Below are 13036 nucleotides of genomic sequence, written 5' to 3' on the forward strand. Positions count from 1 at the left end.
GTTGTTGGGTTTGCGGACACTTGCATGGTCGCGACTTGTGGCGATATGCGAAACTAAGCGCCTGCTATGAGCCGCATAGCAAAATGCATATCTCTAGGGAAAACACGTGTCTCGCAGCGAAGAACCGTTCGATACCTATTTGCTGCGCGTGCTGTGCACCTTGATCAGCGAGAAAAGCGTGTCGCGCGCGGCAATACGTCTCAATCAGTCACAGCCGGCCATCAGCGCGGCGCTGCGGCGCTTGCGGGCCATCTTCAATGACCCGCTGCTGGTGCGGGACAAGAACCGCATGGTGCCGACGGCGCGTGCACTCCAGGCCGTGGAGCAGGCACGTGCGGCGCTGGGGCTGATCGACGGTCTGCTGAGCGTCGGCAAGGAGTTTGTGGCCGAGACCACCCAGCTGCGCTTCACCATCGCCATGCCTGACTATCTGGCGCCGCCCTTCATGGCGCGCGTGGTCCAGCTCATGCGTGCGCAGGCGCCGGGCGCGAGGCTGGTCCTGCTGCCGCTGGGCCAGAACTTCGACTACGAGCAGGCCCTGCAAAGCGGCGAGGTGGATATCGTCATCGGCAACTGGCCGAGTCCACCCGAGCATTTGCACATGTCCACGCTGCTCGAGGACGAGGTGGTCTGCCTGCTCGATGCAAAGCACCCGCTGGCGCAGCCGGGACGGCTCACGGCCGAGCACTATCTGCAGGCCGCGCATGTGGTGTTCACGCCTTACTCGCCCGATCAGCGCGGCGTGGTGGAGAGCAGTCTGGGCACCATGCGCGTGAGCCGTGACGGCCGCGTTCAATGCTCGCATTTCTCGATGGCGCCGGACCTGCTGGTAGGCACCGACCTGCTGCTGACCACCAGCCGCCATTTCGCGGCCTACCACGCCAGGCGGCTGCCGCTGGCCATGGTGCCTCTGCCCATGGGCAACCGCGTCATGCGCTTCTACCAGCTCTGGCATTCGTCCCGGCACCGGGATGCCTCCCACATCTGGCTGCGCGCCCTGCTGAATCAGGCCTCGCAGGTGCTGACGACATCGACGTAGCCGGCTGCTATACGGGCTATAACAAGCCAGCACTGTGAGACGGGAAACGCGCTTCCTACACTGGCCTCATGACCAGCACCACTACCTCCTCCATCCCCACGCTCGACGAGCTCAACACCATGACGCAGGCGGCCTTTGCGGCGGCGCTCGGCGAGGTTTTCGAATACGCCCCCTGGGTGGCCGAGGCGGCCGCACAGCAGCGCCCCTTCGCCAGCCTGGACGCACTGCACCAGGCCATGCTGGCCACCGTGCATGGCAGCCCGCGCGAGCAGGCCCTGCGCTTTCTCTGTGGCCACCCCGAGCTATCGGTCAGCGCCGTGCGCTCCGGCACGTTGACCGTTGACTCCCAGCAGGAGCAGCAAAGCGCGGGGCTGGGAGATCTGGCGCAGGAGCAGGGCGAGCGCCTGGCTGCGCTGAACCAGGCCTACCGCACGCGCCACGGCTTTCCCTTCATCGCCTGCGTGCGCCATTACACGCGTGTCGGCCTGTTCGCCGAGCTGGCCTCGCGCGCCGAGCGCGACACCGAGCAGGAGTTCGCCGAAGCCCTGCGCCAGATCGGCTTCATCAGCCGTCTGCGCCTGTCGCAACGCGTGGGTGCTGGCCGCCTGCAGGCCGCCTGAGCGCCCGCATCGCCGCCCAAGCCCCGCAATGCGGGGCTTTCCTGCGCTTGCGGTGTTTTCAGGCCGGTTGGCGCCGGATGTCGGAGAGCGTGACTCGTTTGCCGGGCCGCACGGATGGCGCTGGCACGGGGCGGCCTGCCTACTGCCGCAGTGGGAGTTCTCAACGCTGGCTGAAATCCCCGCATGCTTGTGATTGAATTCGGGTTTAGACCTCATTTCTCGTTTTCATGATCGTCAGAGATCGCCCGTCGGGCTTCAAGCTGCTGTGGATTGTCCGGGGCTCGGTGCTGCAACGCATCAAAGGCGTGCTCGCCGTCAATATCGTGCTGGCCATCATCGTCACCGTGGCGCATGGCACGCTCTTCCACACCAAGATTCCCATTACGCCGATTCCGTTCACCCTGATCGGTCTGCCGCTGGCGATTTTTCTGGGCTTTCGCAACAACACCGCGTATGCGCGCTACTGGGAGGGGCGCAAGCTCTGGGGCGAGATCGTGATCTATGCGCGCACGCTGGCGCGCCAGTGCCTGAGCCTGATTGAACTCGACCACCCCATAGACCCGCGCCAGCGGGCCAACGATGTACGGGTGCGCATGGTGCACCGGGCCGTGGCTTTTTCTCATGTGCTGCGGGCCCAGCTGCGCGGCCTCAAGGACGATGTGGCAGCCCAGCAGTGGCTGACCCATGCCGAGTGGCAGCGCCTGCAGCTGCTGCCGCTGAATCAGCGCACCGATGCGCTGATGCTGTCCATGGGCCAGGATCTGGGGCAGTGCGTGCGCGACAGGCGCATAGACCCCTGCCTGGCCGTGGAGCTGGACCGCACGCTCAACGGCTTCACGACGGCCGCAGCCTCCTGCGAGCGCATCCGCAACACGCCGATTCCGTTTTCCTACACCTTGCTGCTGCACCGTACGGCCCATCTGTACTGCTTTTTGCTCCCGTTCGGCCTGGTCGACATCACGGGCTTCATGACGCCGTTTGTCGTGGCCATCGTGGCCTATACCTTCTACGGCCTCGATGTGCTGGGTGACGAGCTGGAGGAGCCGTTCGGCATGGAAAGCAACGATCTGGCGCTGGACAGCATCTGCCGCAGCATCGAGATCAGCCTCAGTCAGTCGCTGGGCGACCCCCAGGTGCCGGCACCGCTCAAGCCGGTGGACTATCTGCTGACCTGAGACTCTCCGCCATGCAAAGCCCTGAACTCATCATTCAGGGCTTTGTTCTTGATGGCGCCTAGACTGTGGCGCGATCCTCGTCCACGGCCTTTTGCCAGGCCTGGTACAGGTCCTCGCCGGCATCGCGCACGCGGTGGCCGATGACGGGCAGTTCGCGCCGGCCTTCGGGGCGGGCCAGCTCCTCATAGCCGCGCGCGGCCGACAGGTCGTAGGGCTCGCCGTCTTCGTTGGAGTAGGCGAAGTAGACCTGCTTCACGCCGGCCAGCAGCATGGCGGTGTGACACATGGAGCAGGGGTAGCCGCTGGCATACATGACAGCGCCGGACAGATCCGTGCTGCCCAGGGCCTTGGCGGCAATGCGCAGTGCCTGCATCTCGGCGTGGGCCGTGGGATCGCACAGATCATCAACCTGGTTGACGGCGCGCGCCAGGATCTTGCCGTCACGCACCAGCACGGCACCGAAGGGCCAGGTCGCGGATTCGCGGCCCTTGACATTGCCCATGGCCAGGCGGATGGACTCCAGCAGATACTGTTCGCTGTCTTGCTTGCTCATGCATGTCTTCTTTGATTCTTGTGAATGGCGCAAGAATCATAGGAAGAGCGATAGGGCCCATAGTGCATGCAGGAAGCAAAACAGCACGCCGAAGCGTGCTGTTGACTTTTAGTTTTGGGTTGAATGCAGTTGCCGTGATTTTGATGAATGTTGATGCAGGCTTTCAGGCAAAGACGCCGGCGCTGTCCTGCATATGGGCCGATACCGTGCCCAGGTGGTGCAAGGTGTCGCCGCCCGTCATCTCCATTTGCGTCAGACGCTTGAAATAGTGGCTGCCCACATATTCGTCCGTCACACCGATGCCGCCATGCAGCTGCACGGCCTGCTGGCCCACATACCGCATGGACTGACCCAACTGCACCTTGGCGCGGGCGATGGCGACATGGCGCTCCTCGGCAGGCGCCACCAGCTTGAGCGTGCCGTAGTAGCTCATGGAGCGTGCCAGCTCCAGCTGCATCTTCATGTCGGCCACGCGGTGGCGCAGGGCCTGGAAGCTGGAGATCACCACGCCGAACTGCTTGCGCTGATTCATGTACTCGGTGGTGAGCTTGAGCGTCTGTTCCATCACGCCCACACCTTCGGCGCACAGCGCGGCATTGGCCACATCCTGCGCCAGGGTGAGGGCCGCCACGCCGTTGGTGGTGATCAGGGTGGCCGATGCGGCATGGCAGACCAGGTCGGCCGCGCGTCCTTCGTCCTGGGTGGCATAGGGTTTGCTGCTCACGCCCTCGCGGCCGTTCTCGACGAGGAAGAGCGCAATCTTGCCGTCGAGCTGGGCCGGCACGATGAAGGCGTCGGCCTGGTCGCCTGCAGGAACAATGTTTTTCCTAGCATCTACCGTATAGCCATCGCCGGATTTAGACGCCTTTGCCGCGCAAACATCAATCTGGTAGCGCGCCTTGCGCTCCTGCGATGCGAGCACCACCAGCTTTTCACCGCTGGCGATACGGGGCAGCCAGGCTTGCTTGACGGCCTCGTCACCAAACTGGCCGAGCAGGGCGGAGGCCACAAAAGCCTGGGTCAGCGGCTCCACCACCAGGCCGCGGCCCAGCTCCTCCATGACCACCATCACATCGACTGCACCCTGGCCCAGGCCGCCATATTGCTCGGGCACCGTGAGGGCCGTCAGGCCCAGCTCGGCCAGCTCGTTCCAGACCTCGCGCGAGAAACCGCCCTGCTTGGCAATGCTCTGGCGGCGCTCGAAGGTATAGCCCTTGTCCACCCAGCGGGCGACGGCATCGCGCAGTTGCTGCTGGTCGTCGGAAAAATCGAAATCCATATTTGTCTCCTGCCACCGGGCCGCGATTGGCGCGAAGCGCCAAACCAGCCCAGCGAAGCTCAATCTAGAGCCCCCTCCCGGAGGGGGCACGGGGGAGTAGTCCTGTTTCGCAAGGCGAAGACGGTTCCTGGCTAGCCAAGAACCGTCTGCGCGACGATGTTTCGCTGCACCTCGTTGGAGCCGCCATAGATGGTGGTCTTGCGCATATTGAAGTAGGTCGCGGCCAGCGGCGCATTGCCCAGCACGTCGCCAGGAAAATCGCCCTGGTAGCCGGCTTCCATGGCTTCCTGGATATAGGGCAGGGCATAAGGGCCGGCGGCCAGCATCATCAGCTCGGAGTAGCGTTGCTGAATCTCGCTGCCCTTGATCTTGAGCAGGCCGGCAATGTCCAGCGGGTTCTTGCCCGATTTCATGGCCGACAGCACGCGCAGCACCAGCATTTCCAGCGCGATCACATCGATCTCCAGCAGGGCGATCTGATCACGGAAGCGCTGGTCTTCCCACACGCCTTCGGTCTTGGCGATGCGCTTGAGGCGCTCCAGCTCGCGCTTGGCACGGTTCACATCCGCGATGTTCGTGCGCTCGTGGCTGAGCAGGTGCTTGGCATAGGTCCAGCCCTTGTTTTCCTCGCCGATCAGCTGGTCGGCAGGCACTTCCACATTGTCGAAAAAGACCTCGTTGACCTCGTGCGAGCCGTCCAGCAGCTTGATGGGGCGCACGGTCACGCCAGGCGACTTCATGTCGACCAGCAGGAAGCTGATGCCGGTCTGGGGCTTGCCCTCGTTGCTGGTGCGCACCAGGCAGAAGATCCACTCGCCGTACTGGCCCAGTGTCGTCCAGGTCTTCTGGCCGTTGACGATGTATTTGTCACCCACGCGCTCTGCGCGGGTCTTGACGCTGGCCAGGTCCGAACCCGAACCTGGTTCGGAATAGCCCTGGCTCCACCAGACTTCGCCACTGGCGATGCCGGGCAGAAAGCGCCGATGCTGCTCCGGTGTGCCATAGGCCATGATCACCGGCGCCACCATCACGGGGCCGAAGGGCACGATGCGCGGCGTGCCGGCGAGTGCGCATTCTTCCTCGAACAGATGCTTCTGTACGGCGCTCCAGCCGGGGCCACCGAATTCCTTGGGCCAGCCGTAGCCGAGCCAGCCTTTCTTGCCCAGAATCTTTGCCCAGCGCTGCATGTCGTCGCGCGTCAGGTGCAGATCGTTGCGCACCTTGTGCGCAATATCCTCGGGCAGATTTGCCCGCACCCAGCTGCGGATCTCTTCGCGAAAAGCCTGTTCTTCGGGGGTGAATGCCAAGTCCATGCGTTGTCTCCTGCAAATGCTGGAGATTTGTAGCACGCACGTTCTTTTTCTGGCTGTCCGGGTTGCGACAAATGGTGGGAAACCCCAGGGATGAGCATCCCCTGAGCAGGCTGCGCCTGCCTGCCTTCCCTTGCTTGGCGTGCGCCAGTTTGGGCATTGGCGGGTCGTTTGTAATGAAACAGGCCGCCAGCGCTTATTGGATAAACGCTGGCAGCTATCAGTTTCTGTCTGGATCTATTCAGCCTGGGCTGCAGGCGGTTCCACGCCCAGCGATTCGCACAGCATCTGCACGGTGGCGCGCAGCTGGGCGACTTCGGTTTCGAGCGCATCCACTCGCTGCTGCAGGGCCGATGCATTGCCGCCCGTGCTGGCGCTGCTGGTGCTTGCCAGGGCGTTGACATCCACCGGGCCGCAAAGCAGGTGGGCCCAGCGCTGTTCACGGGCACCGGGAGCGCGCGGCAGCTGCACGACCAGCGGACCGCCTTTTTCCTCGCTGCGTTCGCGCAGTTCGTCAAGAAAGGCTTCGACCGAGGAAATGTCGGCAAAGCGGTGCCAGCGCTCGGAGTTGATGCGCAGCTCGCCAGCGGTCTGAGGGCCGCGCAGCATCAGCAGGGACAGCAGTACGGCGGACTGGTCGGGTACGCCAATGCCGCGCGGGAAGTTGTGCTCCCAGCGCGTGGAGCGCACGCTGCTGATCTGCACCGAAAGGGTCTTGAGGCGCAGGCTGTCCAGTGCCTCCTGGGCTTCACCCTCGCTGACCTCCATCACCGGGTCGCGGCTGGACTTCTGGTTGCAGCCCGTGACCAGGCTGTTGAGCGTGAGCGGATAGCTGTCGGGCACGGTGCGGGCCTTTTCCATCAGCGTGGCCAGAACGCGGGCTTCGATGGCGCTCAAAGGGGTGTTGCGTGGGTCAAACGGCATGGGATCTCCTCGAAAGTCTTAGGGCAGCGCACAGGAACTGGTGCAAACCCGATAGGGTTTGTCCGTCAATGCGACAATCGCCGCCCATGAAAAACATCGTGATCCTCATCTCGGGCGGCGGCTCGAACATGGCTGCCATTGTGCGTGCATCCCAGCAGCAGAACTGGGCAAAGCAGTACAACGCCCGCGTAAGCGCCGTGGTGAGCAACAAGGCCGATGCCCAAGGTCTGGTGTTCGCGCGGGACAACGGCATCGCCACCGAGGTGCTGGATCACAGGCAGTTCGACAGCCGCGAGGCCTTTGATGCCGAGCTGGCGCAGGTCATCGACCGCCATGCGCCCGATCTGGTGGTGCTGGCCGGTTTCATGCGTATTCTCACGCCGGGCTTTGTTGCGCACTATGAGGGCCGGCTGATCAACATCCATCCCTCGCTGCTGCCGGCCTTCACCGGTCTGCACACCCATCAGCGTGCCATCGATGCGGGCTGCAAGTTTGCGGGCTGCACCGTGCATCGCGTGACGGCCGAGCTCGATGTGGGACCGATTCTGGAGCAGGCCGTGGTGCCCGTGCTGCAGGGGGACACCGCCGAGCTGCTCGCCGCGCGCGTGCTGGAGCAGGAGCACATCATCTATCCGCAGGCCGTGCTCAATCTGATCAAGGGCTGATTCAGATTTGCTTGATGAGCAACGAGTCTCAGCCGATCTGAGAGGCGGAGGTGCCAAGGCCTCTTCGCACTACTGCCCAGTGCCCAAATCCCGCGCCAACTCAGGCAAAGACAAGCCGTGTTGAAACTGGATTCGGTCATGGGCATGGCGATAGCTCACGACTGCAGATATGCACGGCATCTTCCTAGGACTCTCACTCGTCTAGGAGTTCAGCTGGAGTTATCTGAAACACATTGCTGATCAAGCAGATTTGATAGCTGCTATCGCTTTATAGCTAAGCAATTGGGTCTGTTTTTATGCTGTTTTTTGCAGCTCGGCAGGCAGGCGGCGAAAGCGTGGCTGCTCCACGCCGTCGATCACCACCGTCTCGTTGAACATGGCCGCGGGGCGCACCCACAGGCCATGCTCGCCATAGAGCGCGCGGTAAAGCGTCATGGGCTCCAGCGTCTCGCTGTGGCGCACGGTGGCTATGACTTCATAGCGCATGCCTTTGTAGTGTTCGTAGAGACCGGGCTCGGTGGTGATGAGTGCAGGCAGATCGTGGTCGGACATGATGCTTTAAAAAGATGAGCTGTCAGCGCTTGAAGGAAAAGGGCTGGAGCCTGTTTTTACTATGAATCGCTTGGAGCAGGCCGGCGTCATAGATTTCTGGTGCCAGCCAGGGCCAGGGCGAGAGTGGGACAATTGCGCCCATGCATCCCAAAGCCCTTCTCGACGCTTGCTCTGAACTCGTCAAGCGTGCCCTGACATTTGAACACCCGGCCGATGCCGTGGTGTCCCGCTTTTTCCGCGAAAACCGCTATCTGGGCCCGCGCGAGCGCGCCACCCTGGCTGAAACCGTCTACACCGTGCTGCGCAAGAAGCTGCTGTTCGAAGCACTCGCGCATTCGGGCAGCGGCGCACGCGAGCGGCGGCTGGCCATTCTGGGCTTTGCCGCCGTGCTGCGCGAGCAGGCCAAGAAGGAAGGCAAGGTCAAGAACAAGGACGGCCAGGACAGTGAGACCTTTATCAAGGCCGCGCTGACGCCCCAGGAACTCAAGTGGCTGGCTGCCTGCGACGGCGTCAAGCCTGAAGAGCTGATGGAGGCGCACCGCCACAATCTGCCCGAATGGCTGGTCGAGCCGCTCAAGGCCCAGCTGGGCGATGAGTTCTGGACACTGGCTGCCAGCATGGAGCAGGCCGCTGCGCTGGATCTGCGCGTCAACACGCTCAACGACAAGCGCTCCGATCTGCGCAAGGAACTGGAAAAGGCCGGCATCAAGGCCGAGCCCACTCCGTTCTCGCCCATCGGTCTGCGTGTGGACGGCAAGCCCGCCCTGGCCAAGCTCGATGCCTTCAACCGCGGTGCCATCGAGGTGCAGGACGAAGGCTCGCAGCTGCTGGCCCTGATGCTGGATGCCAAGCGCGGCGAAATGGTGGTGGACTTTTGCGCTGGTGCCGGCGGCAAGACCCTGGCCATTGGCGCGGCCATGCGCAATACCGGTCGTCTGTATGCCTTCGACGTCTCGGGCCATCGCCTCGATGCGCTCAAGCCGCGTCTGGCGCGCTCGGGTCTGTCCAATGTGCACCCTGCCGCGATTGCCCACGAGCGCGACGAGCGCGTCAAGCGCCTGGCCGGCAAGATCGACCGCGTGCTGGTCGATGCTCCCTGCTCGGGCCTGGGTACGCTGCGCCGCAACCCCGACCTCAAGTGGCGCCAGAGCGTCAAGGCCGTGCAGGAGCTGACGCAGAAACAGGCAGCCATCCTCGAAAGCAGCGCCCGTTTGGTCAAGGCCGGCGGCCGCCTGATCTATGCCACCTGCTCCATCCTGCCGCAGGAGAACGAAGCCATTGCCGAAGCCTTTAGCGCCGCTCACCCAGAGTTTGTTCCGCTGGACGCGGGCGAGGTGCTGGAGCAGCTCAAGATTGCCGACGGCGACAAGCTCTGCAGCGGCGGCGACGAAGGTAGGCGCTATCTGCGCCTGTGGCCGCACCAGCACGAGACTGACGGATTTTTCGCCGCTGTTTGGGTGAAAAAGGCGTAACTTCGGTGCAAATCCGGTATCTGCTGCCGGGAAATCGGCAGCAGATCGGTCGGCGTCTCGCCTAAAATGGCACGACCGTTCTTATCGGGTGAGCGCGGTTTTTTGCCAAAGGCTTTGTTATTTATGTCGCTGGATATAGCCTCTATCGGGAATGCCGTCGTGGACTGGATGGCCAATGGCCTGTGGGATCTGTCGTGGTGGCAGCTGCTGCTCTACACCCTGATCACCACCCATTTCACGATTGCGGGTGTCACGATCTTTCTGCACCGCAGCCAGGCGCACCGGGCGCTGGATCTGGGGCCTGTTCCCTCGCATTTCTTCCGCTTCTGGCTCTGGCTGGGCACGGGCATGGTGACCAAGGAGTGGGTGGCCATCCACCGCAAGCACCACGCCAAGTGCGAGACCGCAGATGACCCGCACAGCCCGCAGACGCGCGGTCTGGCCAAGGTGATGCGCGAAGGTGCCGAACTCTACCGAGCCGAGGCCAGGAACGAGGAAACGCTCAGGAAATACGGTCACGGCACGCCTGACGACTGGATGGAGCGCAATATCTATCGCCATTCGGTGATGGGCCCTTCGCTGATGCTCATCCTCAATGTGGCGCTGTTCGGCGCGATCGGCCTGTCGATCTGGGCCGTACAGATGGTCTGGATTCCATTCTGGGCGGCGGGCGTGGTCAACGGTGTGGGGCATTTCTGGGGCTATCGCAACTATGAGGCGACGGATGCCTCCACCAATCTGGTGCCCTGGGGCATCATCATCGGCGGCGAAGAGCTGCACAACAACCACCATACCTTCCCCACTTCGGCCAAGTTCTCCGTCAAGCCCTACGAGTTCGATATCGGCTGGGTCTATATCAGCCTCATGCAGAAGCTGGGCTGGGCCAAGGTCAAGAAGACCCTGCCGCGCCTGCGCATGGGTGCCGTCAAGCCCGTGGCTGACGAGCTGACGCTGGAAGCCATCATTGCCAATCGCTACGAGGTCATGGCCCGTTATGCGCGCGGCGTGCGTACGGCGGTTCAGCATGAGCTGGATCTGCTCAAGCAGCGGCAGGCGCAGAAGTCGGATGTTTCGTTGCTCAAGGGCGTGCAGCGCTGGCTGCACCGCGATGCCGACAAGGTGCCCGAGCGTGCCCAGGGCCAGTTGGCGCAGGCGCGTGCTGCGCACCCGGTGATTGACCAGATGCTGGTCATGCGCGAAGAGCTGCGTCAGCTGTGGCTCAATACCAGCCTGAGCCGCGAGCAGCTGACCGGCCAGTTGCAGGCCTGGTGCCAGCGCGCCGAAGCCAGCGGCATTGCGGCACTCAAGGACTTTTCCGTCAAGCTGCGCGCTGCCCACGTCTGAGGCCGAGCTTGCCAAGCTGCTGCCAGATTCTGGCAAGCGCGAAGCTCAGGCCTTTTCCCTCTTCAAGCCGCCTGGCTGCCCTGTTCGGGTGGGGGCGGCTTTGCTGTGTCCGTGCCGCCGGATATTGAATCCAGGCCGCGCCCGCCGGCGCGCTCAGCTGCACCCAGGTGCGGCTGGGGCAACGCCAGCTTTGCCCGGTTTGCAGCACCATGAGCTGGCCGAAGTGATTGTCGGTAAAGCTCAGCGGCCCGATGGCCAGACGCAGCGGCCCTTGCTGGCAGAACAGTTCGCTGCCTGGCTCAAACAGCAGCGATGCGGCTTGGCCGCTGTTGAGGCTATGTGTTTTCGGGGGCAGGTCCGGCTGTGACATGGTGGCTAGAGGTCTGTGATTCAGACCCTCAAGCGTAGGCAAGCACGGCTTGGCAGAACAGGCACAGCAACCGTAATGTGCAGGCGTAGCAGCGCGGATTCCGGTGTATCTGTTCTGCTGTGTTTGCTGACAATCTGTATCTGTTGCAGAACAGGGCTTGCTGGCATGATGCCTGCCCGGCCCTGCGTTTTTGTCATCATGCTGACTTCCTCCCCCTCCGAACCACAGCCTGTCGATGATGCGGCAAGCGATGTGCTGCTGCCGCTATATCAACGGCTGGCAGCGCACTACAGTGCAGCCATAGAGCTGGGGAGCCTGAAGCCCGGGGAGCGCATGCCGTCGGTGCGCGAACTGATGGCGCGGCATGACATCAGTCTCTCGACGGCCTTGCAGGTGCTGCGCTTTCTGGAAGCGCAGGGCTGTCTGGAGGCCAGGCCCCGTGTGGGCTACTTTGTGTGCGCGACGAGAGCGGCCGATATCCCTCTGACCAGCGAGCCGGACCTGAGCCAGCCGCTGGCTCCGGGCGCACATGCGCATTTTGTGGGCATCAACGAGCATATTTCGCTGTTGCTCGAGCGCGGCCGCCAGGCCGAGGTATATATGGACATCGGCGGCTGCACGCCGCCTGCTTCCTTGTTCGATCATCACTATCTGAACAAGACTGTCACCAGGCTGCTGCGCGAGCATCCGACCCTGCTCTCGCAGGGGCGCTCACTGCTGGCCAATCAGGGCAATCACCCGCTGTTTCAGCAGACCATGGCCCGACGGGCGCTGGCCTCCGGTATCCGTGTGGCGCCTGCCGATGTGCTGGCAACCACCGGCAATTCCGAAGCGGTGAGCCTGGCGCTGGCTGCCGTCGCATCCCCCGGGGATATGGTGGCCGTCGAGTCGCCAACCTATTACGGCCTGCTGCAGGTGGTGGAGTCCCTGCAGCTGAAAACGCTGGAGATTCCCTGCAGCCCACGCTCCGGCATGTCCATCGAGGCGCTGGAGCTGGCCTTTCAGACCCAGCCGCGCCTGAAGGCCGTGGTGGTGGTGCCGGATCTGCAGATGCCCCTGGGCGCGCGCATGCCGGATGAGAAAAAGGCCAGACTCGTGGCCCTGTGCGCGTCCCATGGGGCGGCGCTGATCGAGGACGACTCCTACGGCCTGTTTGTCGAAGGGCCGCCGGTGAAGCCGCTCAAGGCCTGGGACAGTGTCTGCGGGCATGTGATCTATTGCCAGGCCTTCAACAAAAGTCTGGCGCCGGGCCTGCGCCAGGGCTGGATGAATGGCGGCCAATGGCATGGCCGCATCCAGATGCTGAAATTTGCGCAAAGCCGCAATACCCAGACGTTGGGGCAACTGGTCGTGGCCGAGGTGCTGGGCTCACCCACCCATCAGCGCAGCCTGGAAAAGCTCAGGCAGCAGCTCAAGCGACAGCGCGAGGCCATGGCCAGACTGGTGGCGCGCCATTTTCCGCTGGGCACGCGAATGAGTCTTCCAAGCGGCGGCCTGTGTCTGTGGCTGGAGTTCCCCGGGCAGATGTCCACCTCGGACTTGTTCACGGCAGCATTGGCGCGCGGCATACGCATTGCGCCGGGCAGCATGTTCTCCAACTCCGGCAGGTATGAGCACTGCATGCGGCTGGCCTGCACCCATCCGGTCAACGAACTCATGGACAGGGCGATGCAGGATCTGGGCGCTATGGCCTGCCGGCAGCTGGGGCAGAATCCGCGCAGCTAGCGCTGGCC

Annotated in this window: 13 protein-coding genes; 7 read left to right on the forward strand and 6 right to left on the reverse strand. The window is 63.2% G+C overall.

Annotated features, from left to right (window positions below; genetic code table 11):
• Positions 1-106 precede the first annotated feature (106 nt).
• The 3 genes from O987_RS04800 (at position 107) to O987_RS04810 (ending at position 2834) form a co-directional block, all read left to right on the forward strand.
• Positions 107-1039 (forward strand): LysR family transcriptional regulator, encoded by a 933-nt coding sequence (locus O987_RS04800; protein ID WP_003058253.1) that lies wholly within the window; start codon positions 107-109, stop codon positions 1037-1039.
• A gap of 68 nt (positions 1040-1107) precedes the next feature.
• A complete protein-coding gene (gene uraD / locus O987_RS04805) occupies positions 1108-1659 on the forward strand; it encodes a 2-oxo-4-hydroxy-4-carboxy-5-ureidoimidazoline decarboxylase (RefSeq protein WP_043370997.1) in 552 nt (183 codons plus the stop codon).
• Between the two features lie 227 nt (positions 1660-1886).
• Complete coding sequence (locus tag O987_RS04810) at positions 1887-2834, forward strand: bestrophin family protein (protein WP_003058251.1); 948 nt, start codon at positions 1887-1889, stop codon at positions 2832-2834.
• 58 nt (positions 2835-2892) lie between these two features.
• Here the strand turns inward: O987_RS04810 and O987_RS04815 are convergent, their stop codons facing one another.
• The 4 genes from O987_RS04815 to O987_RS04830 all read right to left on the reverse strand — a co-directional run bounded on the left by O987_RS04815 (position 2893) and on the right by O987_RS04830 (position 6900).
• Complete coding sequence (locus O987_RS04815) at positions 2893-3387, reverse strand: nucleoside deaminase (protein ID WP_043370998.1); 495 nt, start codon at positions 3385-3387, stop codon at positions 2893-2895.
• Between the two features lie 163 nt (positions 3388-3550).
• Positions 3551-4666 (reverse strand): acyl-CoA dehydrogenase family protein, encoded by a 1116-nt coding sequence (locus O987_RS04820; protein WP_003058247.1) that lies wholly within the window; start codon positions 4664-4666, stop codon positions 3551-3553.
• A gap of 131 nt (positions 4667-4797) precedes the next feature.
• Positions 4798-5979 (reverse strand): acyl-CoA dehydrogenase family protein, encoded by a 1182-nt coding sequence (locus tag O987_RS04825; protein WP_003058245.1) that lies wholly within the window; start codon positions 5977-5979, stop codon positions 4798-4800.
• A 234-nt stretch (positions 5980-6213) separates the two neighbouring features.
• Positions 6214-6900 carry a YceH family protein gene (locus O987_RS04830; protein WP_003058243.1) on the reverse strand — a complete coding sequence of 229 codons (687 nt, stop codon included), beginning with the start codon at positions 6898-6900 and terminating at the stop codon, positions 6214-6216.
• An 86-nt stretch (positions 6901-6986) separates the two neighbouring features.
• Between O987_RS04830 and purN the strand changes: the two genes are divergently transcribed.
• Positions 6987-7565 (forward strand): phosphoribosylglycinamide formyltransferase, encoded by a 579-nt coding sequence (gene purN, locus O987_RS04835; protein ID WP_043370999.1) that lies wholly within the window; start codon positions 6987-6989, stop codon positions 7563-7565.
• Positions 7566-7859: 294 nt separating this feature from the next.
• Here the strand turns inward: purN and O987_RS04840 are convergent, their stop codons facing one another.
• Positions 7860-8117: a DUF1653 domain-containing protein gene (locus tag O987_RS04840; protein WP_043371001.1), complete on the reverse strand. Its 258-nt coding sequence runs from the start codon at positions 8115-8117 to the stop codon at positions 7860-7862.
• A 140-nt stretch (positions 8118-8257) separates the two neighbouring features.
• Between O987_RS04840 and O987_RS04845 the strand changes: the two genes are divergently transcribed.
• On the forward strand, positions 8258-9589 hold the full coding sequence (locus tag O987_RS04845; protein ID WP_003058240.1) for an RsmB/NOP family class I SAM-dependent RNA methyltransferase: 1332 nt from the start codon (positions 8258-8260) through the stop codon (positions 9587-9589).
• A gap of 123 nt (positions 9590-9712) precedes the next feature.
• The gene (locus O987_RS04850; RefSeq protein ID WP_043371002.1) at positions 9713-10933 is read left to right on the forward strand and encodes a fatty acid desaturase; all 1221 of its coding nucleotides are present in this window, start codon (positions 9713-9715) and stop codon (positions 10931-10933) included.
• Here the strand turns inward: O987_RS04850 and O987_RS04855 are convergent.
• On the reverse strand, positions 10908-11303 hold the full coding sequence (locus O987_RS04855) for a hypothetical protein (protein WP_043371004.1): 396 nt from the start codon (positions 11301-11303) through the stop codon (positions 10908-10910). The two genes, O987_RS04850 and O987_RS04855, sit on opposite strands and share 26 nt — an antisense overlap.
• A gap of 198 nt (positions 11304-11501) precedes the next feature.
• On the opposite strand from O987_RS04855, the gene O987_RS04860 reads away from it, so the two are divergent.
• A complete protein-coding gene (locus tag O987_RS04860; protein ID WP_235214252.1) occupies positions 11502-13028 on the forward strand; it encodes a PLP-dependent aminotransferase family protein in 1527 nt (508 codons plus the stop codon).
• Positions 13029-13036: the final 8 nt, after the last annotated feature.

The organism is Comamonas testosteroni TK102 (genome assembly GCF_000739375.1).
Lineage (GTDB): Bacteria > Pseudomonadota > Gammaproteobacteria > Burkholderiales > Burkholderiaceae_C > Comamonas > Comamonas brasiliensis.

Coding starts and splice junctions, on each gene's coding strand:
- uraD (WP_043370997.1), top strand. CDS start 1,108: ATGACCAGCACCACTACCTCCTCCATCCCCACGCTCGACGAGCTCAAC.
- O987_RS04810 (WP_003058251.1), top strand. CDS start 1,887: ATGATCGTCAGAGATCGCCCGTCGGGCTTCAAGCTGCTGTGGATTGTC.
- O987_RS04815 (WP_043370998.1), bottom strand. CDS start 3,387: ATGAGCAAGCAAGACAGCGAACAGTATCTGCTGGAGTCCATCCGCCTG.
- O987_RS04820 (WP_003058247.1), bottom strand. CDS start 4,666: ATGGATTTCGATTTTTCCGACGACCAGCAGCAACTGCGCGATGCCGTC.
- O987_RS04825 (WP_003058245.1), bottom strand. CDS start 5,979: ATGGACTTGGCATTCACCCCCGAAGAACAGGCTTTTCGCGAAGAGATC.
- O987_RS04830 (WP_003058243.1), bottom strand. CDS start 6,900: ATGCCGTTTGACCCACGCAACACCCCTTTGAGCGCCATCGAAGCCCGC.
- purN (WP_043370999.1), top strand. CDS start 6,987: ATGAAAAACATCGTGATCCTCATCTCGGGCGGCGGCTCGAACATGGCT.
- O987_RS04840 (WP_043371001.1), bottom strand. CDS start 8,117: ATGTCCGACCACGATCTGCCTGCACTCATCACCACCGAGCCCGGTCTC.
- O987_RS04845 (WP_003058240.1), top strand. CDS start 8,258: ATGCATCCCAAAGCCCTTCTCGACGCTTGCTCTGAACTCGTCAAGCGT.
- O987_RS04850 (WP_043371002.1), top strand. CDS start 9,713: ATGTCGCTGGATATAGCCTCTATCGGGAATGCCGTCGTGGACTGGATG.
- O987_RS04855 (WP_043371004.1), bottom strand. CDS start 11,303: ATGTCACAGCCGGACCTGCCCCCGAAAACACATAGCCTCAACAGCGGC.
- O987_RS04860 (WP_235214252.1), top strand. CDS start 11,502: ATGCTGACTTCCTCCCCCTCCGAACCACAGCCTGTCGATGATGCGGCA.